26 protein-coding genes are annotated in these 25,756 nt (G+C 71.7%); 17 read left to right on the top strand and 9 right to left on the bottom strand.

All coding sequences use genetic code 11. The features are described from left to right. Window positions 1-3 precede the first annotated feature (3 nt). The 4 genes from J8M51_RS45685 to J8M51_RS45670 all read right to left on the bottom strand — a co-directional run bounded on the left by J8M51_RS45685 (window position 4) and on the right by J8M51_RS45670 (window position 7,230). The gene (locus J8M51_RS45685) at window positions 4-951 is read right to left on the bottom strand and encodes a condensation domain-containing protein (RefSeq protein WP_216589497.1); all 948 of its coding nucleotides are present in this window, start codon (window positions 949-951) and stop codon (window positions 4-6) included. After that, the gene (locus J8M51_RS45680) at window positions 948-5,039 is read right to left on the bottom strand and encodes a non-ribosomal peptide synthetase (protein WP_267300185.1); all 4,092 of its coding nucleotides are present in this window, start codon (window positions 5,037-5,039) and stop codon (window positions 948-950) included. Before J8M51_RS45680 ends, J8M51_RS45685 begins: the two co-directional genes overlap by 4 nt. Further along, on the bottom strand, window positions 5,036-5,866 hold the full coding sequence (locus tag J8M51_RS45675) for a thioesterase II family protein (RefSeq protein ID WP_086753470.1): 831 nt from the start codon (window positions 5,864-5,866) through the stop codon (window positions 5,036-5,038). The genes J8M51_RS45680 and J8M51_RS45675 overlap by 4 nt, the downstream gene beginning before the upstream one ends. Window positions 5,867-6,087: 221 nt before the next feature. Continuing rightward, complete coding sequence (locus J8M51_RS45670) at window positions 6,088-7,230, bottom strand: ParB/RepB/Spo0J family partition protein (protein WP_086753468.1); 1,143 nt, start codon at window positions 7,228-7,230, stop codon at window positions 6,088-6,090. A gap of 723 nt (window positions 7,231-7,953) precedes the next feature. On the opposite strand from J8M51_RS45670, the gene J8M51_RS45665 reads away from it, so the two are divergent. Next, a complete protein-coding gene (locus J8M51_RS45665; RefSeq protein WP_086753466.1) occupies window positions 7,954-8,589 on the top strand; it encodes a ScbR family autoregulator-binding transcription factor in 636 nt (211 codons plus the stop codon). 571 nt (window positions 8,590-9,160) lie between these two features. Further along, window positions 9,161-10,177, top strand: coding sequence for a ScbA/BarX family gamma-butyrolactone biosynthesis protein (locus J8M51_RS45660; protein ID WP_086753464.1), 1,017 nt, complete (start codon window positions 9,161-9,163; stop codon window positions 10,175-10,177). 197 nt (window positions 10,178-10,374) lie between these two features. On the opposite strand, the gene J8M51_RS45655 is transcribed toward J8M51_RS45660, so the two are convergent. Next, window positions 10,375-11,022, bottom strand: a complete 648-nt coding sequence (locus J8M51_RS45655) for a ScbR family autoregulator-binding transcription factor (protein ID WP_086753462.1) — start codon at window positions 11,020-11,022, stop codon at window positions 10,375-10,377. Between the two features lie 306 nt (window positions 11,023-11,328). After that, window positions 11,329-12,057: an HAD family hydrolase gene (locus J8M51_RS45650; protein WP_086753460.1), complete on the bottom strand. Its 729-nt coding sequence runs from the start codon at window positions 12,055-12,057 to the stop codon at window positions 11,329-11,331. Between the two features lie 309 nt (window positions 12,058-12,366). Here J8M51_RS45650 and J8M51_RS46415 point away from each other — a divergent pair, with 309 nt between their 5' ends. Further along, a complete protein-coding gene (locus tag J8M51_RS46415; protein WP_398858204.1) occupies window positions 12,367-12,570 on the top strand; it encodes an SDR family oxidoreductase in 204 nt (67 codons plus the stop codon). Between the two features lie 462 nt (window positions 12,571-13,032). On the opposite strand, the gene J8M51_RS45640 is transcribed toward J8M51_RS46415, so the two are convergent. Continuing rightward, a complete protein-coding gene (locus J8M51_RS45640; protein ID WP_086764671.1) occupies window positions 13,033-13,509 on the bottom strand; it encodes a helix-turn-helix domain-containing protein in 477 nt (158 codons plus the stop codon). A gap of 377 nt (window positions 13,510-13,886) precedes the next feature. Between J8M51_RS45640 and J8M51_RS45635 the strand changes: the two genes are divergently transcribed. The 8 genes from J8M51_RS45635 (at window position 13,887) to J8M51_RS45600 (ending at window position 18,247) form a co-directional block, all read left to right on the top strand. Further along, window positions 13,887-14,645, top strand: a complete 759-nt coding sequence (locus J8M51_RS45635; protein WP_179203555.1) for a hypothetical protein — start codon at window positions 13,887-13,889, stop codon at window positions 14,643-14,645. After that, window positions 14,645-14,875, top strand: coding sequence for a hypothetical protein (locus J8M51_RS45630; RefSeq protein WP_086764666.1), 231 nt, complete (start codon window positions 14,645-14,647; stop codon window positions 14,873-14,875). Before J8M51_RS45635 ends, J8M51_RS45630 begins: the two co-directional genes overlap by 1 nt. 185 nt (window positions 14,876-15,060) lie before the next feature. Then, window positions 15,061-15,468: a hypothetical protein gene (locus tag J8M51_RS45625; protein ID WP_086764663.1), complete on the top strand. Its 408-nt coding sequence runs from the start codon at window positions 15,061-15,063 to the stop codon at window positions 15,466-15,468. Window positions 15,469-15,615: 147 nt separating this feature from the next. Continuing rightward, window positions 15,616-16,194: a phage tail tube protein gene (locus J8M51_RS45620; RefSeq protein ID WP_216591802.1), complete on the top strand. Its 579-nt coding sequence runs from the start codon at window positions 15,616-15,618 to the stop codon at window positions 16,192-16,194. A 121-nt stretch (window positions 16,195-16,315) separates the two neighbouring features. Continuing rightward, the gene (locus J8M51_RS45615; protein WP_216591863.1) at window positions 16,316-16,603 is read left to right on the top strand and encodes a hypothetical protein; all 288 of its coding nucleotides are present in this window, start codon (window positions 16,316-16,318) and stop codon (window positions 16,601-16,603) included. A 65-nt stretch (window positions 16,604-16,668) separates the two neighbouring features. Then, entirely contained in the window at window positions 16,669-17,061 is a 393-nt protein-coding gene (locus J8M51_RS45610; RefSeq protein WP_216591864.1) for a hypothetical protein, read from the top strand. A gap of 20 nt (window positions 17,062-17,081) precedes the next feature. Continuing rightward, the gene (locus J8M51_RS45605) at window positions 17,082-17,732 is read left to right on the top strand and encodes a hypothetical protein (protein ID WP_086756934.1); all 651 of its coding nucleotides are present in this window, start codon (window positions 17,082-17,084) and stop codon (window positions 17,730-17,732) included. Window positions 17,733-17,872: 140 nt separating this feature from the next. Beyond that, entirely contained in the window at window positions 17,873-18,247 is a 375-nt protein-coding gene (locus tag J8M51_RS45600; RefSeq protein WP_086756932.1) for a hypothetical protein, read from the top strand. Between the two features lie 99 nt (window positions 18,248-18,346). On the opposite strand, the gene J8M51_RS45595 is transcribed toward J8M51_RS45600, so the two are convergent. After that, window positions 18,347-18,793: a hypothetical protein gene (locus tag J8M51_RS45595; RefSeq protein WP_086756931.1), complete on the bottom strand. Its 447-nt coding sequence runs from the start codon at window positions 18,791-18,793 to the stop codon at window positions 18,347-18,349. A 251-nt stretch (window positions 18,794-19,044) separates the two neighbouring features. Beyond that, the gene (locus J8M51_RS45590; RefSeq protein ID WP_143673227.1) at window positions 19,045-19,455 is read right to left on the bottom strand and encodes a DUF3592 domain-containing protein; all 411 of its coding nucleotides are present in this window, start codon (window positions 19,453-19,455) and stop codon (window positions 19,045-19,047) included. Window positions 19,456-19,608: 153 nt separating this feature from the next. Between J8M51_RS45590 and J8M51_RS45585 the strand changes: the two genes are divergently transcribed. The 6 genes from J8M51_RS45585 (at window position 19,609) to J8M51_RS45560 (ending at window position 25,676) form a co-directional block, all read left to right on the top strand. After that, entirely contained in the window at window positions 19,609-20,286 is a 678-nt protein-coding gene (locus J8M51_RS45585; protein ID WP_086756929.1) for a hypothetical protein, read from the top strand. A 145-nt stretch (window positions 20,287-20,431) separates the two neighbouring features. Further along, complete coding sequence (locus tag J8M51_RS45580; RefSeq protein ID WP_264761017.1) at window positions 20,432-21,367, top strand: hypothetical protein; 936 nt, start codon at window positions 20,432-20,434, stop codon at window positions 21,365-21,367. A 168-nt stretch (window positions 21,368-21,535) separates the two neighbouring features. After that, entirely contained in the window at window positions 21,536-22,375 is an 840-nt protein-coding gene (locus tag J8M51_RS45575; RefSeq protein ID WP_086756926.1) for a hypothetical protein, read from the top strand. Next, window positions 22,362-24,722: a hypothetical protein gene (locus tag J8M51_RS45570; protein ID WP_267300182.1), complete on the top strand. Its 2,361-nt coding sequence runs from the start codon at window positions 22,362-22,364 to the stop codon at window positions 24,720-24,722. The genes J8M51_RS45575 and J8M51_RS45570 overlap by 14 nt, the downstream gene beginning before the upstream one ends. After that, window positions 24,715-25,023, top strand: coding sequence for a hypothetical protein (locus J8M51_RS45565; RefSeq protein WP_267300181.1), 309 nt, complete (start codon window positions 24,715-24,717; stop codon window positions 25,021-25,023). The genes J8M51_RS45570 and J8M51_RS45565 overlap by 8 nt, the downstream gene beginning before the upstream one ends. After that, complete coding sequence (locus J8M51_RS45560) at window positions 25,020-25,676, top strand: hypothetical protein (protein WP_086757626.1); 657 nt, start codon at window positions 25,020-25,022, stop codon at window positions 25,674-25,676. Before J8M51_RS45565 ends, J8M51_RS45560 begins: the two co-directional genes overlap by 4 nt. Window positions 25,677-25,756 lie beyond the last annotated feature (80 nt).

Below are 25,756 nucleotides of genomic sequence, written 5' to 3'. Positions count from 1 at the left end.
AGGTCACCGACTTTTCCCAACAACGGTCGCCCCGGAATCCGCACCGGAATTCGCTCCGGAGCCGGTTCCGGAACTCGCGCCGGAGCCGGTTCCGGAATTGGCGCCGGAATCCCTGGCGACGCGCCGCAGCACACCGGCCAGCCGCTCCGCCGTGTCCCGTGCCGCCTCGGGGCCGAACAGCCCCCGCCGACCGCGCACCCGCAGTTCCAGGGGCCCGGGGTCGGCGCGCAGGACGAGCGTCAGCGGCGGCTGTCCGTGCTGGACGGCCCGGACCCCGGTGACCGTGACCCGTCCGGCGGGGCCGGGGCCCGGTGTGCCGAGGCCCGGCGTGCCGAGGACGACCTCCCGGCGCCCGGCCGCGCCGGCGAGGACCACCGTCCAGGCACCGCGCACGACCGTCTCCAGGTCCACGCCGAGCCCGAGCGCGCGCAGGGTGAGCCGTCCGGCGTCCGCCGTGGTCAGCGGCACCGGGGCCTCCTCCACGGGCGGGCCCCCGCCGCGGGCGCGGACGGTGCCCGCGCCCGCGTAGGAGCGCAGCAGGTCCCGCAGCAGCGAGCGCAGGGTGTCCTCGTCGAGGTGCGGATGCCGGGCGGTGAACACCAGCAGATGCCGTTCCCAGGCCAGCCGGACGAGCGTGGCCCGCACCGCCGGGCCGGGGGCGCCGCAGCTCCGGCGGTCCGCCTCCAGGAGGGTGTCCAGGGCCTCGGTGCGCTCGCCGACGTTCAGGACGCCGAGGTCCAGCTCCCGCCAGAGCGGCTTGTGGCCGCCCCGGTCGAGGAGCGCCTTCACCGCCGTACGCATCCGCACCGGGTCGACCCACCCGGCCAGGTGCACCACGAGCTGGAGCGGCCCGGTGCCGGGGGCGGTGAGCAGGGTGGGCGGCCGGGCCGGGACCGGCGGGGCCGACCGGGGCGGGAACACCGGCGCGGGGGCGGTGCCGGGCCGGATCACCGGTCGGCCCCCGAGGCTCCCGAGGCCGCCGGCGCTCCGGCGACCGCCGTCGCCGTCTCCGTCGCCGTCTCCGTCGCGGTCGCGGTCGTGGCCGCCGTCGCCGTCGCGATCTTCGCCGCCATGCCCTCGACCGTGGGGCTCTCGTACAGCTCGTGCGTGCTCAGCCGGACGGCGAGTTCGGTGCTGACGCGGGCGAGCAGGCGGGTGGCGCGCAGGGAGTTGCCGCCGAGGTCGAAGAAGGACTCGTCGCGGCCGACGTCCCGCTGCCCGAGGACGTCGCACCAGATCGCGGCGATCCTCCGCTCCAGCTCCCCTTCGGGTGCGGTGGGCCGCCGTCTGCCGAGGGCGGCCCGGCGGGGCGCCATGTCGAGCAGCAGCTGGGTCGTGTCGATCGCCCCGGTGCCGTCCTTGGGGATGCGGGTGACCTCCATCAGCCGTACCGGGACGGGGAGTTCGGCCAGGGCGGGGGCGAGCGCCGCGTGCACGGCGGCCGGGTCGGCGCCGTCCGAGGTGTAGGCCACCAGCACCTCGCGCACGCTCAGCTCGTCCGGGGCCAGTTCGTCCACGACGACCGGGTTCCGGGCGTCGAGGCCGATGAGCTGGTAGTGGTACGGCAGCGCCGTGGCCGTGAGGAAGCAGCGCAGGCCGCGCTCGGCGTCGATCGCCCGGAAGCCGCGCAGCCGGGCGGGCGCGGTGGACCGGCCCCGGCTCATGCCGATGTCGTCCCACATGCTCCAGGCCAGGCAGCGCACGTCCCTGCCGCGCTCGTGGTGCCAGTGGTCGGCGAAGCCCACGAGGAAGGTGTTGGCGGCGGAGTAGGCGCCGAAGGAGTGGCCGCCGAACTCGCCGTTGACCGACCCGAACAGCACCAGCGAGGCGGCGGGCCGGCGCTCCAGGACGTCGGCGAGCGCGAGGGTGCCCTCGACCTTCGCCGCGTACTGGGCGCGGAAGCCGTCCTCGGACTCCCGGGCCAGCGTGTGCCGTTCGAGGTTCTCCCACTGGTCGGAGACATCGGCGGCGGCCAGGTGCAGGACGCCGTCCAGCGGGCGCCCCCAGCGCTGCTCGGCGGCGGCGACCACGGCCTCCAGCTGCGCCCGGTCGGTGATGTCGGCCTGCCGGTAGGTGACCTCGCCGAGGTCGGTGAGGTCCTTCAGCCGGGCCGCCCTGGCGCCCTCGGCGGGCGAGCGGCCCACCAGCAGCAGCCGGGCGCCGTACGCGGCCAGCAGATACCCGGCGAGGTCGCCGGCGATCCCGCCGAGCCCGCCGGTGACCAGGTACAGCCCGCCCGCCACCAGCGGCGGCGCGGCCTCGGCCTCCGTCTCCTCGTGGACGGCCCGCAGCCTCGGCTGCCAGCGCAGTCCCTCGCGGGCGGCGACCACTCCGGTGTGGGTGGGGTCGGCGAGTTCGGTGCGCACGGCCCGCGCCCACTGCGCGCGGTCGGCGGGCAGATCGAGCTGGCGCACGGTGATCAGCGGGTTCTCGGCGGCGGCCGTACGGATCAGGCCGGGCAGTCCGCACACGCCGAGGTCGACACGGTCGCCGGGCCGGACGTGGGCCGCGCCCTCGGTGAGGACGAGCAGCAGCGGGGCGCCGAACTCGTCCAGCACGCCCATCAGCGCGGTGAGCTGGACGCTGGCGGCGGTGAGCCGGCGGGCGGGGTCGGGGTCCTCGTCGTCCAGCGGCCAGGCGAACACCACCGAGTCGATGGGCCCGTAGTGGGAGGTGACATCGGTCAGGACCCGCCGCAGATCCTCGGGGTCACCGGGCGCCACCCGGTACCGGTCGAGGTCGACCTCGGCGAAGGAGCGGCCCTTGCCGACGAGCACCGCGCCCTCGTCGTCGAGGCCGAGCGCGGCCAGTTGCCCCTCCTGCGCGAACACCACGCGCGTACCGCAGTCGGCGGAGAACACCAGCCGGGAGGAGCCGCTGTCGGCCGGGGTCCGCGCCGCGGGCAGCCGCGACCACTGCCGCCGGAAGAACCAGGTCCCGGACTCCGCCGTCTCCTCGTCCTCCTCCTCGCCGGCGACGCGGTCGGCGTACCGGCCGGCCCGCAGATCGGCGACGAGCGCGGCCCGCTGGATCTTCCCGCTGGCCGTCTTCGGGAACTCGGCGTCGGTGACCGGTACGACCAGGTCCGGGGCGATCCCGGCCTCCCGGACCAGCGCGGCCCGTACGTCCTGGAAGGTCCGGGCGAGCGCGTCGGCGTCCCAGCGCGTCGGGACGAAGAAGACGACCAGCCGGTCCGATCCCTCACCGGGCTCCCGCACCCCGGCCGCCGCCGAGAACGTGACGCGTACGCCCTCGACCTGCTCGACGACGCTCTCCAGTTCGTGCGCGACGAAGTTGGCGCCCCGCACGATGATCTGGTCCTTCTTCCGCCCGGCGATCACCAGCGACCCGTCCCGCACGAAGGCGAGGTCACCGGTGCGGAACCAGCCGTCGTCGGTGAACGCCTCCCGGTTGGCCTCGGCGTTGCCGTGGTAGTGCCGCAGCATCGTCACTCCACGGATCTGCAGCTCCCCGACCCGGTCCCGGGGCAGCGTCCGCCCCTCGGCGTCGACGACGCGCAGCGTGACGCCGGGGACGGGGCCGCCGACCTCGGTGAACGCGACGGTGTCGACACCCTGCCGACCGAACGCCCGGTATTCCAGATCGCCGTCGAGGGACGCCTGCGACACGACGACCGTCCCCAGCTCACGGTCGTCCCTGCTCTGCCGGGTGTACGTCACCCCCGAGCAGGTCTCCGACATCCCCCAGCACGGCACCATCGCGTCCGCCCGCAGCCCGTGCGGGGCGAGCAGTTCCAGGAAGCGGTGACTGGTGCCGGCGACCACGGGCTCGCCCGCGTTGACGAACTCCCGCATCCGGGACAGGTCGAAGCGCCGCCGGCCGATCTCCTCGGCGCACTCGTTGACCAGGTTGTACGCGAAGTTCGGCGCCCAGGTGTTGGTCACCCCGTACCGCTCGATCCAGTCCAGCCAGAGCAGCGGGTCGCCGAGCACGTCGTCGATGCGCCCGTTGACGTGCTCGCACCGCAGGAACACGTCGCGGACGTTGTAGTAGACCATCGTCACGTGGTCGAGCGGCATCCAGATGAGGCTGACGTCCTCGGCGGTGTAGCCGCGCGCCTGGATCACCGCCCACTCGCGCGCGGCGACGGAGGCGTTGGTGTGCTGCACGCACTTGGGGACGCCGGTGCTGCCCGAGGTGAGCAGATTGATCACCGGGGAGTCCGGGGTGGTCGGGTACCAGGCGGAGTCCCGCTCGTGGCCGAGCAGTTCGTCGACCCGGAGGACCCTGAGGACGGCCGGGTCCGGCTCCTCCCACAGCCCGCGCAGCCCGCCGAGCGCCGGCGCGGTCTCCCGGTCGGTGAGGATCACCGGCCGGTCGAGCAGCTCCCACGCGTTGCGCAGCTTGCGGTTGGTCTCGTTGTGGCTCCCGTACGTCGTCGCCACGGCCACCGGCGTCGGCACGAACCCGCCCAGCACACAGGCCCAGAACGCGGTCATGTACGCGCGGTGGTCCCCGAACTGGAAGAGCGCCGCGTCCCCGGGCGCGAGCCCCGCGTCCCGCAGACCGCCGAGGACGCGCTCGGCGTCCACGAGCAGTTCCGCGTACGTCTGCAGATCCGGCTCCGCGCCCTCTCGCAGATACCGCGTCCCCTTCTCCGGGGCGAGCGCGGCGGCCTGCCGCAGCCCCTCCTGGAGCGTCATGGGCGCACCGGCGGGGACGCGCAGGTCGCCGCCGAAGGTCTCGGAGGAGGGGCGGTCGGTGGAGGGGTCGGGGGTGGGGGCGGGTGCGGCGGGGGGCGGCTCGGCGGGGGCCGGCGCTGGGCCGTTCCCGCTGCCGTCGCGGTCACCGTCACCGTCGAGGGTGCGGGCCCCCTGACGTACGACGACGGCGGCGTCGCGCACCCCGGGTATCGCCCGGGTCGCGGCGGCGAGACGGGCCGCCACGGTGGGGTCGAGACCGGGCGTGACGTCGGTGGTCTCGGAGGTGGCGGAGGCGTCGGAGGTGCCGGAGGCGTCGGAGGTGCCGGAGGCGTCGGAGGTGCCGGAGGCGTCGGAGGTGCCGGGTGTGTGGGTCATCGCGCGCTCCCCGCGAGTTCGGGAGCCGGCTCGGACGGGCCGGCGTGGGACTGACCGCCGAGCGCCTGGCCGGTGAGGGCGTGGCCGAGGTAGGAGACCAGGTCGGCCGGGTCGGTCAGGAAGTAGAAGTGGCCGCCCGGGTAGAAGCGGGTGCGGAAGGCGCCGGTGGTGTGCGCGGCCCACCCGTAGAGGGTGTCCTTCGGCGCCCGCGGGTCGGCGTCGCCGCTGAGCACGGTGATGGGGGTGTCCAGCGGCTCCCCCGCCTCCACCCGGTGCCGTTCCCAGAGGGTGAAGTCGGCCCGGAGCGTGGGCAGCAGCCCCTCCATGACCTCCTCGTCCTCGGCGATCTCGGGCTCGATCCCGCCCAGCCGTACGACCTCGGCGCCGAGTTCCCCGTCGGAGAGCGTGTGCATCACCGGGACGCGGCCGACGGTGCCGGGCGCGGGCTGCGCGGACAGGAAGAGATGACCGGGCGCGGGGCCGCCCCGCTCCCGCAGCGCCTTGGCGACCTCGTACGCCAGCGCCGCGCCCCCCGAGTGCCCGAAGAAGGCGAAGTCACCGTCGAGCACCGGGCGCAGCGCCTGCGTCAGCACCCGCACCAGCGGCCCCACCTCGGTCACCGGGTCCTCGGCGATCCGGTTCTGCCGCCCCGGCAACTGCACGGCCGCCAGCTCGACCTCCGCCGGCAGCAGCCGCGCCCACTCCCCGTAGGCCCCCGCCCCGGCCCCGGCATGCGGAAAACAGATCAGCCGCCGCCGCGCCCGTGGCCGCCGGGCCCGCCATATCCAGGGCGTCTCGACAACAAGGTCAGGACTGTGCTCACTCATGGATCTCCTCCGTAGAAAAAGCTTCGGAAACATGTGCGCGATGGAATTACTTGAGAAAGTCGCGAGCAATCTGCTGGAGAAAGTGCGGAAGAGGGGGCGCCCTGAGAAAACACGCCCGCAACCGCGCCCGAAAGGGCGCGGGGAACTGCGCGACCAGCCACAGGACGACCGGAAGTCGCCGATCCACCCGGAACCCCGACGGCGGCCAGGCGGCACAGAACTCAGCCCCGCCGCATCTCCAGCTCATTGGCCAGCCGCAGCCAGTGATCCGCACAACGCCGCGCCGCCTGCGCGAGCACCGGCGCCCGATGCCCCGGCACGCTCTGCGCCAACCGCCGCCACCGCGCCTCGTCCCCGATCGCGTGCACGCTGAGCATCTGCAGCAGCATCCGCCCCGCCTCCGTGCGCAGCGACGGGTCCTTCCGCAGGTTCGGCAGGATCAGCCCGATCGCCGCCGCCGACATGTGCGCGGTGCTCCGGCCACCGGCCGCGCCACCGCCCCCACCTCCCGCGCCTCGCCCCGGCTCCTCCCGCGAAGCGCCCGACGGCGTGCCAGCCGGAGCGACCCGCTTGGCCGGCTGCCCCTGCGGCAGCGGGTCCTGCCCCCGGCGCAGCCGGTCCCGTACGTCCTTCGCCGTGGCGGTGGCGATCCCGGCCCGCTCGGCTATCTCCCGGAGCGACGCGGTGGGGTTCGCGGCGATGACCTGGCTGGCCCGCAGCCGCCCCTCGGTCGCCTGCAACGGCCGTACCCGGCCGTCCCGGCCGACCCGGGGCGCGTTCAACTGGTCGCTTCGACTCGTTGAACGGCGCCGGATCGCCGCGACCGTGCTGGGCGCGAGCCCCGCGTTGGTGGCGACACGGCGGTCGGACCAGTACGGGTGGCTGTCGAGGATGCGCTCGGCGGCGGCGGCGCGATCGGCCTGCGAGAGCGGGAGGCCGTGCGCGATGTTCAGTTCGACGGAGAGGGCGAAGACCTCGCCCTCGTCGCCGTCGAAGTACTCGACGGCTATCGTGTCGGCCCCGCGCAGCCGGGCCGCGGCGAGCCGGTGCATACCGTCGATGACCCGCATCGACGGGTGGTGCACCAGGACCGGCGGCAGCGGGTCCTCCTGCTCGGCGAGCATCCGCACATGGTCGCGGTTCTCGCCGCCGAGCCGCGGCGAGTCGGACGCGTGGAGCGAGTCGATGTCCACGACGGCGGTCCGTCGTGCCCGCCCCTCCTCGCCCGTGCCCCCGCTCCGGTCGTCGGCGGAGGCGGAGCCGGACGGCGGTGCCTCGGTACCGCCCGCGACGGCCAGCCGCAGACCCGGCCTGGGCCCTTCCCGGCGGTCCGTGGACTCGGCGTGAGCGCCTGAGACGTTCATGACGTGTTCGCTCCTCCCCGTTACGGGCGGGCCACAGCTCTGCATTCCCCCGTGGCCCTCTCAGCCGTGGCAGAAACATACCAGGGGGACGGGTTTTTTTACCCCGCCCGTTGGCTGGTTTTCCGCAACGGGGTCCGTCGGCCCGACGCCACCGAAAATTCTGACCAACCTACGCAAAACGGCCCGCAACCGTGCCCCGGGGGATGGAGGCACGGCTGCGGGAGTCCATTTTGTCGAGAAACGAGAGGCCCCTCCTGGGGGATCCGCCCTCACTCGGTCGGCTTCAACCCAGGAAAACATACCGCTTTAGCGGTTTGCAACACCCTCGCCGAACCCACCCCGGGCGGGGCCGCGTCGAGTCCGAGCCGTTCGGTGATCCGCACGAAGGCCGCCCGGAGGTGGTCCGGCGGGATTCCGAGCGCGGTCGCCGCCCGGTCGACGGAGGGCGTGCGGCCGACCGGGACCACACCGGACTCGGGGGCGCCGGGGCCTGCGGCAGATCCCGGCCGATCACCTTGCGCACGCGACGGACAGCTCCCGGCCGACGGTGCCGGTGCCCTTTACCCCGCAGGCAGGCCCCTTGTGCGTGTACGGGCCTGATCCGGGTACGCGGCAGACGTCCGTTCCCAGCCGAATACCGCACACAGGCCTCTTCCATCTGCAAACCGCTTCGTCGGTTTGTTAGCCTGGTATCTCGATGGTGAACGGAGAGTGACGGAGCCCATGGCCACGCAGGAACGCGCGATCCGTACGCGCAACGCCCTCATCAAGGCTGCGGCCGAACTGCTGGACCAGGAGGGCCCGGCCTCGGTCTCGCTGGCGGCCATCAGCGCCAGGGCCGGCGTCAGCAACGGGGCGCTGCACTTCCACTTCCCCAACAAGACGGCGCTCCTGGACACCGTGGTCGTCGAGGCGGAGGCGCAGCTGCGCCGGGTCACCCGCCCGCGTGACCTCCACACCGTGCAGGCGCTCATCGACGCCAGCCACGACCTCGTGCAGGAGCTCGGGCGGAACGTGGTGCTGCGGGTCGGCTTCCGGCTCAGCGGTCGCGGCGAGCACTCCGAGGCGGCGCCGGACCTGTGGGGCGACTGGCAGCGATGGGTCGAGGCCACGCTCGCGCGCGCGGACGGCGAGGGGGCCCTGGTGTCCGACGCCTCGCCCGAGGAGCTGGCGGCCGTCGTGGTCGCCGTGGGGGCCGGCCTGCAGGCCCGGGGAGAGAGCGACGTCCGCTGGCTGGAGCGGGTCGTACTGACCCGGTTCTGGGCGCTGTTGCTGCCCCGCATCGTGGGCAGCGCCGCGCGGCACCACTTCAGCCCGGCCGGGTTCGTGCCGGGGGCCGGCGAGGATCAGGGGTTCTGACCTCTCGGCCACCGCCGACGGCACCGCCCGGCCCGAGGGCCTCGCCCATCGGGCACGCGCCCGCCACCACGATCGGCGTCATCAAGACGCCTCCCCTCCCGGGGACAAGCGGCAACGGCCCTCCACGCCCACGAGAAGCAAAACAAACCATGCGTGTGGTTTATGGCGGCCGAGGGCGCTCACCCGGCGGGCACATCAGCACCGACCACCCCTGTTCACAGCCGCTCCGCCGCAGCGTCACCCGCACCGCCGCGAGAGCTGCCAGGTCGGTCCTCTTCGCTCGCAGGACCGCGTACCGCGCGGATCAAACCCGTCGCACGGCTGAAAACGTACGTTTCACGGCACCACGGGCACCCCTGGAATCATCCGCATCCCAGGGAGGAACCTGAGGTCAGCCGCCCTGTCTGCGACCAGGGGGACCGGAGTTCCGCGCACGGGAAACCAGCCGTTCGCCGGGCCGTCCGGCCGGAATGAAACATACCGCTAGAAAGTAAACCGGGTGGTATGTATCTTCACAGGCCTGAGGGACCCTTCACATCGACTTCACGCTTCTTGGCCCAGGGGGAGAGACATGTCTGCGAGCACTTTCCGCGTCGAACATCCCATCACCGGCGCTCGTCCCGCCGAACAGGGCAACGCAGCGACGGCACGTGTCGTCCTGCCCCGTTTTCCGTCTCTGACCAGCACCGTTCCCAAGGAACTGGTGCACCGTGCCAGCGTCGCCGAGGTGATGCTCACCGACTGGGAACGCGAGGACGACACTCATTTCACCGTGGCCGCGCAGTGGCCCCGGCGGCACGGCTTCTTCGACGCCGTCGACGGCTGCCACGACCCGCTTCTCATAGCGGAAACGGTCCGTCAGGCCGGAATCCTGCTGGCGCACGCGGAGTTCGACGTCCCCATCGACCACCAGTTCCTGATGTGGGACCTCGAAGTCGACCTCACACCCGAGCACCTGCTCGTCGGGGCCACGCCGGCCTCTCTCGACATCGCGATCGCCTGCACGGACATCAAGCGCCGGGGTTCGAATCTCTCGGGGCTTCACTTCACGGCCGTGATCCACCGTGAGGGGCAGGTGGCCGCGACCGGGTCCGCCACCTTCACCTGCACGTCTCCGGCCGTCTACCGGCGCCTTCGTGCCGCGAGGATCAAGGACGGTGTCCCCACTCCTCTCGCGCTGACGAGCCCGACGGCACCGCAGACCGTCGGCCGGCTCTCTCCCACGGATGTCGTCCTGTCCCCGGTGCCGGAGCCGGGCTGCTGGCAGTTGAGGGTGGACACCCGGCATCCGGTGCTCTTCGACCACCCCGTCGACCACGTGCCGGGCATGGCGCTGCTGGAAGCCGTCCGCCAGGCCACGTCGGCGTTCCTGGGACGCGCCTGCCTGCCGGTGGGCATCACCACCGAGTTCATCTGCTACGCGGAACTCGACGCACCCTGCCTGATCGAGGTGTGTTCCCTTCCGCGGCACACGGACGGCAAGGAACGCGTGCTCGTGACGGGCCGCCAGAACGGCAAGATCGTCTTCACCTCCGCCGTGACCGTGGCACCGGCACCGACCTCGACTTCGGCCTCGGCCTCGGCCTGAACGGTCGGACGTTCCCCGTCCTCAAGCCGCGCATGACTTCACCGGCGGCAGCGGTGGCCCGTGACCACCACGGGTGCCGACAGCCGAACGTCCTCGTCCGGCCCCGTCGCACGGGGCCGGACGAGGACGAGGACGGGGACGCCCCGACCGACAGCGGTCGACAACGGCCGATGTGAGCCGGGCAGTTGTCGGGCGCGTCAGGCCGAGGCGGGCACCAGGGCCGCCGCTTGACGGACGAGACGTTCCCCGCGGTCCGCGGCGACGTCCAGACGCATCAGCACCGCGGGCGAGGCGATGGAGGGCAGCAGGTGCTGCAGCAGTACCGAGATGCGGTGCTCGACGTCCTCCAGGCCGGTCTCCAACTGGGAATAGACCTGCACCCCGTAGAACGTGCCGACCAGCAGTTCGGCGACCTCGCGCGGCACCACGTGCGACAGGGTCTCGCCGCGTTCGCGGGCCCGGGTCACGATCTCGGTCAGCACGTCGACCCACAGCGGCCAGGCGCTCCCGTAGTGCTTGCGGCCGGTGGGGTCCGCGGAGAGCCGGGCCCCGGCCCGCAGAACGGGATCGAGCGGCAGCCGGTGGGCCACCGTCATGATGACGTCCACCATCTCCTGGAGCTTGATCTCATGCTCGGGCGGGGGCTGGTCGGTCTGGACCTCCAGAACCCCCCGGGCCAGCGCCTCCTTCGAATCGAAGTGGAAGTAGAGCGCGCCCTTGGTCACTCCCGCGACCTGGAGGATGTCCGCGACCGTCGCCGCTGTGTACCCGTGATCCGCGAAAACCGCGGCGGCGGCCTCCAACACGGCACGGCGCGTCTCGATCGCTCGCTTTTGCTGGGCCACTGCGTCTCCCCTTCCTTCAAGCCTCCTTCGCAACGTGACACGCGTCAGCGAAGAAAAAACCGTCTAGAAGGTACTGTACTCTGCGGTCAAGGTCTTCACCAGCGCTACCGACGATTCTCCCTCCCCCGCCTCACGGCCCCTGACGCCCGCACCCTCTCCTCGGCAGGAGAAACATGCTGGTCAAGTAGGTCGCAGCGTGCCTTCCTGGGCCTCGCGCGCCTTCCGGGGCAGAGGAAAACGCGAAGCGCGCGAAAGCGTCCGGAGTGCTGGTTTCCGTACCTGGTCGGCGATCGCTTCCCCGTCGTGTCACGCCATCGCAGGGACACGGCGGTCGGCACACCCGGCGTCCGCGAGCCGAGGCCGGCCGGCCTCGGCCCCGGCCTCGGCGTCCACGGTCCTCAGCAGCGATTCGTCGATCCCGTCGAGCGACCCGACCACGTGCCGCACCCCGGCCTCTTGCATCAGCTGCCGCTGGAAGCTGTGGGCGTAGGTGGTCGGATGCCCGATGAAGGCCGCTCCCAAGGTCCGGGCGACCTCGGCCACACGCGCCACGTCGTCGATGAACAGCGTCTCGCCGCAGGGCAGTCCGAAGATGTCCTCGGCGATCTCCCGTACTCCGGGACGGAATCCGTTGGTGCACACGTAACCGGGGCCGTCGAAGTACGCGGCGAACGGGGCCAGGTACCGGTCGAAGTGGGCCCGTTCCAGGCCGCCGTAGCACACCAGGGACGCCCCGGTGGCGCGCAGCCGTTCGAGCAGCCCGCCGGCCCCCGGAAGGACCCGCACGGGATGCTCCCTGAGGTACTCGTCCCGCTCCTGGAAGTACGCCTCCGCGACCTCCTCGGGCACCGACCCCGGCCCGCCCAGTGCCGCGGCGGCCCGGAGCTGCGACTGCGACAGCACGGTCCGTTCCAGTTCGGCGGTGTAGGCGCCGCCACGACTGGCCACGAACCGGTGGAAGACCGGGCTGAAGGTGTCGTTCAGCAGAACCCCGTCGATGTTCACCGCGATCAGACGCACATGCCGAAAGGCCACTGGGACCACCTTGGGTCGAGCCGCACGGATGCGGGCCTGAGGATGTCGGGTGACGAGAACACCACCTGTGGTCATTATTAAACCGGTCATGCGGTTTTTTCAACCGCCTGGGGAAAGCCCGTCGGGTACGCCGGCCCACGCTTCGCACGAGGCCGTACGGGAAACGTCCTCACGGGTCCGATGGACCCATCGCCGCCACAGGGAAGACGGGGGAAGACAAGGGCTGCGCTGAATGGCCAAGAGCGCGCTCGACGCCCTCACCCGCACGCACGCCAAGGAGTTGGGGCCCGGCAGATCACGGCGAACTCCGTGGCACCGGGCTTCGTCAAGACGGACCTGAACAGGCAGCCCTGGTCCCCACCCGAGAACGAGGCCGCCCACGCGTCGCTGTCCGTGTTCGGCCGCATGGGACAGCCCACGGACGTCGCGGACATCGTCGCCCTCCTCACCTCGGACGACGCCCGTTGGATCACGGGCCGGCGCATCGCCGCGACCGGCGGCACGGGGCTGTGAGGCTGCGCGGGGCGTGACGGTCGGTCGAGTTCCGGGGCGTGACGGTGCGGGAGACGGGTCAGGGGCGGTGGAGGGAGGAGAGCGCGGTCGGCAGGACCGGGGGCGTCACCCACCGCCGCGGGACCGTGGCCGACCGGCCCGCACTCCGCCAGAAGCGCCCTGCTGAAGGCTCCAGTTCGGCCATGCACCGGACGGCCGCGCCCCGCCGGCCACAGCGCACCCGTGACGTACGCCGCCGCGAGCCCGCCGACACCGCCGCGGAGCCGTGCCCCTGTACGAGAGCGACGACCCCGCCACCGCGCCCACCACCGGCCCGCGCCCCCTCCCCTCCTCCGAGGCACCCTCAAGAGGAGGCAGCTCGACGACTCCCCCGCACAGCTGGGCGGGTCCGTGCCGCCCGCCTCCCAGCTGAGGACCACGTCGTCGCCGGAGCGGCGGACCCTGGCGCGTACCGGAGGTGACTCAGGTGCCCGCCTGGCCGTCCGCCCCCGCGCCCGCGCCCGCCTCCGGGATCGCCGGGCCCGTGGGCGCGCCGAGTCTGAGCTGTTCGGTGATCTGCACGAAGGCCGCCCGGAGGTGGTCCGGGATGCCGAGCGCGGTCGCCGCCTGGTCGGCGGAGAGCGTGTGGCCGGCCGGGACCGCACCGGTCTCGGGGGGTGCCGGGGCCTGCGGCAGATCCTGCTCGGTCAGCTTGCCCGATCGGATCAGGACATCCCGGACCGGGATGCCGAGCGCACGGGACAGACCCCGCATCGTCTCCAGGTCGGGCATGCTCTGGCGCTGCAGCAGCCGGGTGATGGCCGCCCGGTGCACCCCCGCGTCCTCGGCGAGCTTGGTCTTGCCACCACCGCGCGGGCTGTCGATGTCGTACCCGCGCGCCCGCATCACGCCTTCGATCCAGGCTGCGAACTCGTCGATGTGTTCGGCATCGCTTTTCATTTTGTGGACGCTCCCCTCGGCTGCACCCCCACTTTAGCGGTCGTGCGCACGCGAACTATGCCGTTGCGCGCACGCACGAGTAAAGGTTGAGTGAGCACCCTTCGTCAATCCGGCCTTGTTCCGACCTCGTTCTCGCCCTGCTCACACCCCACTCCCACCCCGATCCGCCCCGAACCGGCCGTTGGCCGATTCTCGACGCGACCCCTTCCGTCCGTCGAGGTGATCCTCGATCTCCGTTGCGCGCGAGATCGCAACATGTGAAGCTGTGTGCGGGCTCGCAACAACAGGAGACTCTCCTTTCCCTTCAGTTGCCGCCGCCCCAGCTCTTGGTTGCCGTCGAAGGGCTTCTGATGGCCCCAGATCGGAGTGTGTCCACCATGTCCTCAGGCCTCGCCGCGCAGCACACCGCCCGCGCCGCCCGCTGGATCGACATCCTGCGCCGCCAATTCCCTGAATTGCTCCAGGAGTTGGCCCCGGGCCGACCGGGCGGCGGGACCCGTTCCCGCCCGCCACTGGGCCCGGCCGCCCTCCGCGCCCTCGGCGAACGGGACGCCGCGGAGCGCGCCGAGGCCCTGCTCGGCGAGCAGCACGGCCTCGCCCCGCTGGGCGCGGGCACCGCCCCGATCCGCCTCCATGTCTCCGACGCCGTACGGGACGTCACCGACGGGGTGGTCGAACTGGAGGAGGCGGTCCGGGAGAAGCTCGGGCTCGGCCGCCCCCCGCGCGCGGACGTGCCGCGGCGGCTGGGCCGGATCGCCGCGCTGCTCGACGACGTCGCCGGGCATCCGGTCCTGGCCCGGCACGTCCTCGACGAGTGCCGCCGGATGGCCCGCCGCTGCGGCCGCACCCTCGGCGACCCCGAGACCCTGGTCCGCGTCAACGGCCGCTGCCCGTGGTGCGATTCGGTGTCGCTGCGGGCCATGCCGGCCTGGCGTACGGTCCTGTGCGTCAACCCGGGGTGCCGGTGCGCCGACGAGGAGTGCCCGTGCGCGGACAACGCCGCCCACCGGCACAGCTGGACGGAGACCGGCTGGGCGCAGCTCGCGGCGGACTCGGGGGCCGACGCGGACGAGATCGCCGCGCTGGTCGACGACGCGGACGAGTGCGACGGCCCGGCCGAGGCGGGGGCCGCCTGATGGGCAACTCCCTGGCGGGGCCGACCGGTTCGTCCCCCACGCTGGTGACCGGCGCCGCCGCCGCGGCGGAGGCGGGCGTGGCCCCCGCGACCGTACGGAAATGGGTTCAGCTGGGCCACCTGGAGGCCGCCGGGCGGCAGGGGCGGACCCATCTCTACCGGCTGGAGGACGTGTTCGCGGCGGAGCGGGCCACGCGGGGGCGCGGGGGCGGCAATCGGCGGCGCGGCTAGGGCACCTCATCGCCCCGTCACACCACTCGGTGTGACGGGGCGATGTGCGTTTCCTGGGGTCCCGACAAACTCATAGTTGCGCGCGCGCTCGCAACGTGTCACAGTTGGTGCAGCGGCGGAGCTGTGCCCCCAGGGACACGGCCCCGCCGTTTCGCATACCTCCGACCAAGAAGGGAGGTCTCACCGTGGCCGAACCGACGGTCACCTTCCCGGATGTCGAACGACTCGTCGTCGACTTCCTGACCGACCGCCCCGAACTCTCCACCGCGACCGTGGACAACGTGCCGCCCGGCGGGTTCGACGGCACCCAGCGGGTCGTCCTGGTCTCCCGCGCCGGCGGGGCCTGGGTGGACGACCTGCACCTCGACCAGCCGCTCGTGGACCTGGAGGTCTACGGGCCGACCAAGACGGCGGCGCACACGCTGGCCCTGACGGTCCGCTCCGCGGTGCTCGCGCTGCGGGGGGCGACGTACGGGGGCGCGGTCGTCTCCGACGTGGTCGAGGCGGACGGACCCCGCTGGCTGCCGGACTGGAACCGGTCCGCGGCCAATCGCTACTACGCGACGGTCCGACTGCACATCCGCCCCGCGTAGGGCTCCGCCTCGGGGGCCGGTCCGCCTATGAGCTCGGTCGGGCAGGCCGGTTCGCGGGTGCGGGTCGTTCGTGGCTGATCGCGCAGTTCCCCGCGCCCCTGAGGGCGCGGCAGTACCCCTCACTTTCCTCTCTCCCAAGGAGTACGCATGGCAGGCAGCAACGCCAACGAGATCCGTGTCGCCGGTACCGGGCGGATTCTGGTCGCCCCGGTCGGGACGACCGCGCCGACCGATGTCACCTCCGCGTGGGGGTCCGGCTGGAAGGACCTCGGCTACACCTCGCAGGACGGCATCAAGCTGGCGAAGAAGGACAAGCTCGACCCGGTGGAGACCTGGCAGTCCGTCTCCCCGGCCCGGTTCATCTACTCGGACCGCGACCTGACGGTGAAGTTCCAGCTGCTCCAGCTCAACGAGGACACGCTGCCGTTCTTCATGGGCGGTGACGCCGTCGCGGAGACCACCACCGGCTCCGGCGTCTACAAGTACGAGCTGGCCGCCGACCCGAAGTTCAACGAGAAGGCGATGGGCATCGAGTTCAGCGACGGTACGGACATCACGTACCGCTTCGTCGTCTCGCGCGGCCAGGTCACCGAGACCGAGGAACTGTCGCTGACCCGTACGGCCTCCATCAAGCTCGGTGTCACCTTCACCGCGCTGGCCGTCGACAACACCAAGCCGCTGGCCACCTTCCTGATGAAGGACCCGGCGTACGGCACCGCCTCCTGATCCACCCTCCCCCACCGGGCGGGGCCGGGACCTCCCCCTCCCCCGGCCCCGCCCGGTACCTCTCGCACGTCCCTCTCCACCCATCTGCATCAATCTCCACCACACCAAGAGGAGTCGTTCCATGGCATTCGACGTCGGCGCCGCCCGTGCCCAGCGGCAGGAGGCGCTCGGTCGCGCCTGGTCCTTCACCGTCGAGGGGGACACCTTCACGCTCCCCACCGAGCTGTCCCGCAAGACCGCGCGCACCCTGCGCGACCTCGACGACAACGACGTGGACGGTCTGCTGCGCGCGCTGCTGGGCGACGCCCAGTTCGAGCGCTTCGACCGTCTCGACGTCACCATGCAGGACATCGCCGCGATCATGGAGGCGTACGGCAAGGAGACCGGGCTCGGCCTGGGGGAAGGCTGAGCCTCGGCGAGTTCGTCGACGAACACGCCGAGGCCCTCGAAGCGGACCTGCTCCGCCACTACGGCGTGGACCTGCTCGACTGGCACCGCGGCCGGCTCTCCTCCCGCCGGCTCGCGGTGCTGGTGAAGCATCTGCCACGCGACAGCGCGACCCTCCAGGAACTCCACGGCGAGGCCGCTCACTGGTCCGTCGCCGACCATCTGCTGGCGTCCGTCGTCGACCAGCTCGCGGAGGCGAACTGGATGTTCGCCACGGTGAACCGGGACGAGGACGCGGACCCGCTGGACTATCCGACGCCGGTACCGCGCCCGCTGCCCGGGGACGCGGAGCCGTCGGCCACCGCGTCGCCCCCGTCGGCCGATGGGCCACCGCCGTCGTCGGCGTCGTCGCCGGCGACCTCGGCCGCCGAGCCGGTACGGAATCCGTCGGCCGTCGAACTCGTCCAGTTCTTCCGTTGACCGAGGAGTGATCCCGTCCCATGACCCTCCACACGCCCCTCGGCGGACTGCCGTACCCGCAGCCCACCGACACCGCGAACATCCCCCTGCACCTCCAGTCCCTGGCCGAGGGCGTCGACGGCCGTACGGTCCTGCGGTACGCGACCGCTGCCGAGCGGGACGCCACGATCACCACCCCGGCCACCGGCATGGTCGCCTGGCTGACCAGCCCCGGCACGCTCAGCTACTACACCGGCTCGGCGTGGGTGGCGATGGGCGCCTGGACCGCGTACACCCCGGTCTGGACGGCCGAGACGACCAACCCGGCGATCGGCAACGGCAGTCTGACCGGCAAGTACGCGATCGTCGGCAGGACCTGCCACTTCACGCTGCTCATGCAGTTCGGGTCCACCACGACGTACGGCAGCGGCAACTACCACCTCTCCTACCCGGTCCAGGCGGGCGCGCTGGGCGGGCTGCCCCAGCACCAGGGGGTGGGGACCAGCCCGAACGGCCGCGCGGTGATCAGCTGCCAGCCGGCCGCCAGTACCAACGCGACGACCTACACCCTGTGGGGCCCGGCCGCGACCTCGACCTCCCATCTCTCCCAGCTCGGCTCCGGCGGAGTGCTGGGCGCGGCCTGGGCGAACGGCAACGTCATCCGCATCGGGGGTTCGTACGAGGTCGCGTGAGCCGCGGCCGGACGGCGCGAGGTGGCCGGGAACCGCCTCCGTTTTGTCCTGGCCACCACAGGCACTTCGGGTATTCTGCGAGGTGTTATCGAGCATATGTTCGAAGCATGTGTGTGAAGTCTGCGGGGAGTGGGGGCCGAGTGACGAACAACGAGGGCGAGCCGTGGGGCGGCGTCGAGCTGGACAGGGCCGAGGCCGAACTGCGACAGGTCCTTGCCGTACGCATGCAACGGGCCGTCCCGGCAGACCTGGTCGTCACCACCCGGACCGAGATCGAGAAGCGCGAGTTCAAGGCGTACGGGCAGGGCTGGCGGGACCGGGGCGAGCACGAGGACCAGCGCCGCCGGTCCGCCGCCCTGCGCAGCCCCGGCGCGCCACCCCACCGCGACCCCGGTGGCAAGATCCTGCCGTTCCCGCAGCAGACGCCCCCGCCGGCCGCGCCATCACACCCGCACCCCCATCCGCACCCGCACCCGCCGTCCGCCCGCCCCCACCCGTCGGACGACGACCTGTAGAGCGGACGGAGCAGACGGAGCGGACGGAACGAACCGAGCGAGCCGAGCGAACGGCACACGGACGCACACGCGTCCACGGTCCGGCGGCGGCCACACATGTCAGTGGTCAAAAAAATCCCGGCGGTCCGGCCGCCGGGATGACCCACGTTCGAGCTTCGGGATGGTCGGCGACTTCGATCGAGCGCTCTTCTCGACGAATCGGGGCCGCCGTTTCCGGGGCGGTGGGGCGGGATTCCCGGCCACCCCCTGTCCGGCGCCCTCGGCATCGCCGGCGTCCGGCTCCCCCGGAAAGGGAATGATCACGCCGCCTTCCAGCAGCGTCAGTTCGGGCCGCCGCAACTGCGCGGGCAACGACGCCAGGGCATCGTTCCAGCCATGCGCATAGGCGGCGAACTCCCGCCGTTCCATCTCGGCCGCGGTGAACAGCACGACTTCCGATCCGCCGTGCGCCCGCACCAGCCTGACCAACTCGTCGACGAGTAACGCGACATCCACCTCCGGAGCCGCCCCGCCCGTCTCAACCTCCGTACCGCGCTCCCCGTCCACGCACTACCCCCGTCACGCCGCCTCCCGAAGAAGGCCACTTCATCCCCGTACCGGCAGAACCGGTGCCCTCTCGCCACCTCTCCGCTAAAGCGACACTGACCAGCGAGTTTCGGGCAAGCGGAGGATACTCGACGAAGCTGTGTCCGTCACGCATGTAAATTGTGAAGTAAGTACATTTCACCGCAAGGTGTTTGAGGTCGTGTGCGAAATCATTCCGGCACAGCGCACAGGCGCACAGGCGCTCCGGCTCATCAGCCGTAGTAGATGACGGTGTATATCTCCAGCGGTACGAAGAGAACGAGCCAGGCGATGATCGAATAAGTCGCGAAACGCCAGCCGGTGACATCGCCGAGTTCCACCGACAGCCGTGAACTCCGGGGATCGGAACGGTCGTAGATGACCTCGACCTCGTCCCCTTCGTCGGCGAACGGCCAGCCGCGTCCCTCGGTCCGGCCTCGCAGGCGCTTCTCCTGCCCTTCCGGCGAATACTCGTAGACAGAGAAATAGGCGCCCTCGTCCGAGACGACACGTACGCATTTCCCTGGGACCGTGACACCACGTCGGCGCAGATTCCTTCGGACGACGAGCGGCCACGAGGCGAACGGCAGGAAAAGGAGAGGAGAAATAGCCAGAATTCCAACTATCCAGATGGCCGGATGCACAGTCGAACCCCTTCCCGGCGTGACAGTCAGGGAGCAGCACACTAGCGCGGTCATCGCCGCCGGACAACCTTCGGATACACCATCAGGAGAGGAGACTGCGTTATGGCAGGCGCAAAGTATGCGACCGGGGATGATCCCGCAAAATTCCTCGGCGTGAACACCTACTTCACCCAGGACGAAGGTCAGTGGGTGAAGAAAATCGCCGTGGGAGCGAGCCATTCGGTCACCGGTCTCAAGGCGGACCTGGAGGGCGCGAAGGCGGCGATCGCCGGCGTGGCTCTCGGTCTCACGCTCTTCAAGGCCGATTTCACGGCGTTCAAGATCGACGAGAAGGGCATCTCGTTCCTGGGACGGCAGAAGTTCATCTGGCCGCACGCGCGGGACGACGAGGAACGCGGCGACAGGAAGCTGGAGGCCAAGGTCCTGCGGGCGGAGAGCGCCTTCAGGACCGCCGAGCGTCGCTATGAGACCGCCGCCGACACCTTGCGTCTCGCCAATCGGACGGCCGCGGCGGCGAACAGCTCCCCCGGAGGCGCCGGCGGCAACCTCTCCACGTCCGCGAAACTCCTCACCGACCAGGCGGTGCGAGCCGAGAAACTGGCCCGCGAGGCGTACACGGAGGCTGAGAAACAGAAGAAGAAGCTGGACAGGACCCTCCAGGCCATCCAGGAGCAGAAGCGGAAGGCCGACAGCGAGGAGAAGCAGGTCGAACGGGCGAAGAAGGAGACCGATGAGAGCGTCAAGAAGATCACCAGTTCCCTGGAAGGGCTGAAGCAGAGGCAGAACGAGCTCAAGAACAGCGTCCGCCAGCTCTCCGAATCCCTCGGCTAGACTCTGAGGAGAAACGAAAAAAATGAGCCTCACCAAATCGATTAATTCGGCCCATTCAAGTCTTACGAGAATGCGCACCGCAGTCACTCAGGCGTCATCCGGATTGAAGGGTCTCAAGGATTCCTCGGGCGGGGCCAACAGTGCGGTGAGCAGGATTCGGTCGTCCGCCGCGGGTGTCGACTCCGCCCTGCTGAAGGCGAAGGGCAGCACGGACAAGCTGGACGGTTCACTCGGCAGACTCAAGTCCCAGGCGGGCCTGGTCAACACCGGGGTCGGAAAGGCGAGGACGGGCAGCGACCGGCTCAAGTCCTCGCTCGACAGGCTCAAGTCGTCCGCCGACAAGACCAAGACCGCTCTCCAGGGCGTCAAGCAGCAGGCCGACGCCGTCGAGAAGTCCGTCGGCAGGGCGGGGAAGAACGCCGACAAGGGCGGGAAGTCGATGGGCAGCCTGGGCAAGGGGCTCAAGGGGGCCTCGCTCGCTCAGAAGGGGCTGAACCTGGCCATGGCGGCGAGTCCGTTCGGGCTGATCATGACTCTGCTCGGTCCGCTGATCGCCCAGTTCGTCAACATGGACAAGGTCGCCGCCCTGGTGAAGCGCGGGCTCGTCGCCGCGTGGAGCGCCATCAAGAGCGCCTCGTCGTCGGCGGCGAAGATGCTCGGGCCGCTGTTCAAGGGCGTCGTCAACGGGTTCATGCTGCCGTCGCGGATGCTGATCCGGGGCCTGAACGCGCTGATCGGCTCGCTGAACCGGGTCAAGATCAAGGTGCCGGACTGGGTGCCGGTGATCGGCGGCAAGGGGTTCCAGTTCAACCTGCCGACGCTCCCCGTCCCGCAGCTCGCCAAGGGCGGCATCGTGCAGGCCCGTTCCGGCGGCACGCTCGCGCTGCTCGGTGAGGCCGGTGAGCACGAGGCCGTCATCCCGCTCTCCAAGCTGGAGCGGATGCTCGGCTCCGGCGGGGGCCTGCGCACCCTCGCCTCCGCCGTGGAGCGCCTCGCCGACCGGCCCGTCGTCATCCAGGTCGACTCCCAGGAGATCGCCCGCGCGGTGTTCCTCGGCCAGCGGCAGCTCGCCCGACGGTAACCGCACACCGGGGCCCGGCAGCACCGCCGCCGACGACCCGACCAGCAACAGCAACAGCAACAGCAACAGCAACAGCAGTCGATGGCATTCGGCAGTCCGCCGCCATCGGCTTTTTTCATGCCCGCAACCGCCCATCCGCCCGCCCGCCCACACCCACCAGGGGACATCATGGGAAACCTGTGGATCGGCCCGCCCGGTTCCATGTACGAGATCGATCAGGCCGCCAAGTCCTTCGACCGCACCGCCGACCTGGGCGTCAGCGAGTTCAAGTCGCTCGGCGGCCGGGTCACCGTCACCCGCAACCTCGCGCCCGTACGCCGCGTCAAGCTGGCCTGGGACCTGCTGCCGCCGGCGCACGCCCGCGCGCTCGACCGGATCGCCCGGCGCGTGGACAGCTCGCTCGCGCCGACCGTGTTCCTCGTGGACCCGGCCTCCGGCAACGTCCTCACCGCCGCCCAGGCCCTCGGCCGGGGCACGGCCAAGGCCACCGACATCACCGGGCTCGCCCAGTGGTTCACCACCTCGACCGGCGCGGTCACCGAGAGTCTCACGGCCCCCGGCACGTTCACCTTCACCGCGGCGGACGTCAACAGCGCCCTGGCCTGGCGCTGCGCCGGCACCGTCGGCAACTTCCCGGTCGCGCCCGGCCTCCAGGTCTCCTTCCAGGCGCCGACCGCGATCGCCGCGCTCGCCACGGAGAGCGTGGGCCTCGACTTCAAGGGGCCCACCGGCACCTACCTCAGCACGGTCTCCGCCACCGGCCCGCTGGTCACCGGCACCGTCCCGGCCGGCGCCGCGTTCGTCACCCCGACCGCCAAGCCGGGCACGGCGGGCACCTACTCCCTCGCCGGTGCCTGCCTCACCTACGGCGGTACGGCGGCGGACGGCGTCCCCGGCGACGGGCTGCCGCCGATGTCCGTGACCGGCTACAGCGACACCCCCGGCCGGCCGCTCCCGTTCCGCAACTTCAGCCTCGACCTCGTGGAGGTGTCCGGTGCAGCAGGCTGACGACGCCACCGAGTCCGCGCTCGCGGCCGGTGAGCGCACCACCGTCCACACCACCCGCCTCGGCGGCAAGGACGTCTCCGCGCAGGTCCAGTCGTGGCAGCTGGAGCGGACGTACGCGACCGACCTGCCGGCCGCGATGCGGGCCTTCTCCGGCTCCTCCGCCGCCCAGCTCCAGGTGCAGCTGTCCGGCAGGGGCGGGGTGTCGGCGCCCGAGCTGTACGCCCCCTGGGCGCTGCACACCACCGGCGACCTCGCCCGCCCGGGGCAGTCCGTGGTGCACCGGGGCGGGGTCGGCCCGAGCACCCTGCCGGCCTTCCGGGGCACCGTCCGCTCCCGCTCCGCGCAGGCCGGCACCGACACCGTGCAGCTCACGGCGCTGGACGGCGCCGAGCGGCTGCGCGGCCCGGCCCAACTGCCCAAGCCGTACGCCGGGTTCAACTACGGGCGGCCGGTCGCCACCGCCACCTGGTGCGTGGACGAGCTGCTGCGCCAGGCGGGCGTGCTCACCGCGCCGCCGGCCCGCCACCCGGGCTTCGTCGAGGGCCAGCCGCTGACCCTGGTCCACGCGAGTCTGCACGGCGGCTTCGCCGCGCCGTACGGCCAGCCGGAGGTGCTGCCGCCCGCGTCCGCGTACTCCTGGACCCGGGACGGCGCCCCGCACGAGATGGCGCTGCTGCCGAAGCAGACCGGGGTCACCGCGAGCTGGTTCCCGCGCTCCCGGGTCACCGTGCCCGGGACCAGGCTGTTCGCGGAGGCCTGGGTCAACCCGGCCCTCGGCCCCGGCGACACGGTCACCCTGGAACTCCTGCTGGACCGCACCGGCACCGCGCGCGGCTCGCTGCGCATGGAGGTGAACTTCGCGGAGGGCACCGTACGGATGGTCTCGGCGACCGTGGACGGCGCGTACTGGTACTTCCAGTGGTACTGGCCCGGGGTGCGCGGCCTCAAGGGACCGTGGCACATCGGCGCCCTGTTCGACACCACCGGCTCCACCGGCACCTCGGTCTACCCGACCGTGCAGCCCCGGCTGACCGGCCCCGACGGCACCCACTACCTGGGCGGCGTCGGCACGTACGTCGAGACCTACGGGCTGCAGTACGCCTCCGAGCTGCGGGAGTTGAAGCTCACCACCGACATGGCCGTGGAGGGCGTCCAGCTCACCAGCGGGCTGTCGGGCATGCCGACGTCGGCGGTCTTCGCGCAGACCGGCACCTGGACCAAGGGCGCCCAGCTGGATGACGCGATCCTCCCGCTGTACGCGATCCCCCGGGTCTCCGGATCGCAGTGGGAGGCCATCGGGCAGATCGCCAAGGCCGGTATGTCGACGGCCGAGTTCGACGAGCGCGGCATCTTCCGGTGGCGCAACCACACCCGGTTCGGCGCGCCGCCCACCGAGGCCGACCTCACGCTCACCTCGGTCCGGGACATCGCCTCGCTGACCCTCACGGAGGAGATCGACGCCTGCCGCAACTACGTCGTCCAGCCCGCCAAGGTGTGGGAGGACTTCGGGGCCGCGGCCGGCACCACGTACACCGACACGGTCGTCCGCACGATCCCGGCGAACGGGACGCTGACGGTGTCGTACGTGATGGCGGAGGAGGAGTTCGACATCGGTCCGCCGACCTCGGACGACGACTCGGTGGTCACGGCGGGCTCCCAGGTCCGCTTCGCGACCACCGCGGCCGGCACGACGGCGGTCAAGGGCGCGGTCGACGTGCTGACCCGCCGTGAGGACGGCTATCTGGTCGTGCGGTTCAGCAACCGCACCGCCCAGCCGCTGTACACGGCCACCAAGACCGGGACGCCGTCCGTCTTCCTGATGACGCTGAAGCCGAAGGCGGACCCTGTCGAACGGCCGGCCACCGCCTACGTCCCGAACACCGACAGCGAGCGGTTCTACGGCCGTCAGGAGCACACCGGCGAGACCACGGACTGGATCCAGGACCTGGCCTCGGCCCAGGGCATCGCCGACGCGCTCCACGACGCCGGCCAGTACCCGGTGCCGGTGATCGGTGACGTCGAGGTGCTGTACGACCCGCGTGTGCAGCTCGGCGACGTCGTCCGGCTCACCGACACCTCGGGCACCCGGCTGGACACCCTGGCCTGGGTGATCGGGGTGAACACGACGGCCGTCGCGGACGGTGGCGTACGCCAGACGCTCACCCTGCGCGGCACCCAGCCCAACGGGACGCCCTCCGACACCGGTCTCACCCCGGACACCCCGGCGGACCCGGTGGTGGTGACCCTGTCGACGTACGCGCAGCTGACCGCGGCCTTCCCGACCCTGGGCGCGCTGACCGCCGCCGGGTTCACCTACGGCGAGCTGAAGGAGTCCGCGTATGTCTGAGACGACGCCCGAGCCGGCACCGGAACCGGCGGCGGAGCCGGTCGACGACATCGCCCCCGGGCCCGGCATCGCCTGGCCCGCCGAGGTGACGGTGACCCTGCCCGAGCCGCAGGAGCAGCCGGAAGAGCCGGAGTCCCCCGAGACTCCGGACGAGCCGGAGGAGGTCGTCGTCCAGCCGACACCCGCCACCGGCCCGGCGGGCGCGGACCCCGGCACCCCACAGCCCGAGGAAGACCAGGAGGCCGACCCCGACGCCGCGGAATCGGAAACAGAGACGGAAACAGAGACGGAGACGGCATGACCGCCTACACACCCCTCAACGGCCTCCCCTACCCCCAGCCCACGGACACGGCCGACATCCCCCTGCACGTGCGGTCCCTCGCGGAGGCCGTGGACGGCCGCACGATCCTGCACCACGCGACCGCCGCCGCCCGTGACGCGGCGGTCACCACCCCGGTCCGCGGCATGGTCGCCTGGCTCGACACCCCCGGCCAGCTCACCCACTACACCGGCGCGGGGTGGCTGCCGGTGGCCGCCGTCCCGGTGTTCCTCTTCAACAACGACGCCGGTACGACGACGTCCACGACCCCGGCCGAGACCCTGTCGGGGGCGACCGGCGACCCGGTGGTGGCCGCCTTCACTGCGCCGGCGACGGGCCGGGTGATCGTCACGGTGGGCTGCTGGATGCACAACTCGGTCGCCGCCAACGGGTACATGGGCGCGACGGTCAGGAAGGTCTCGGACGGCTCGGTGTACCTGGCGTCCACGATCGACCGGGCCGCCAACGTCTACAACACCGACCGCTCCTCGGTCTCCAGCCAGTTCCTCGTCACGGGCCTCACGCCCGGCACGGTGTACTCGGCGACCCCGACCTACTGGTCCTCCGTCGCCACCCCCACCGCCAACACCGTCGCCTACGACAACCGCTTCATCAGGATCGACCCGATCCACTGACCCCGCCCACTGATCCCACCCACCGATCCCACCCACCGATCCCGTTCACCGCAGCCCCGGTGCGCCGCGCTTCCCTCGCG

The organism is Streptomyces griseiscabiei (assembly GCF_020010925.1).
In the GTDB taxonomy this organism is placed as follows: domain Bacteria; phylum Actinomycetota; class Actinomycetes; order Streptomycetales; family Streptomycetaceae; genus Streptomyces; species Streptomyces griseiscabiei.
Note: the sequence above shows the minus strand (reverse complement) of the source record. Positions and strands in the feature narration are given on the sequence as shown.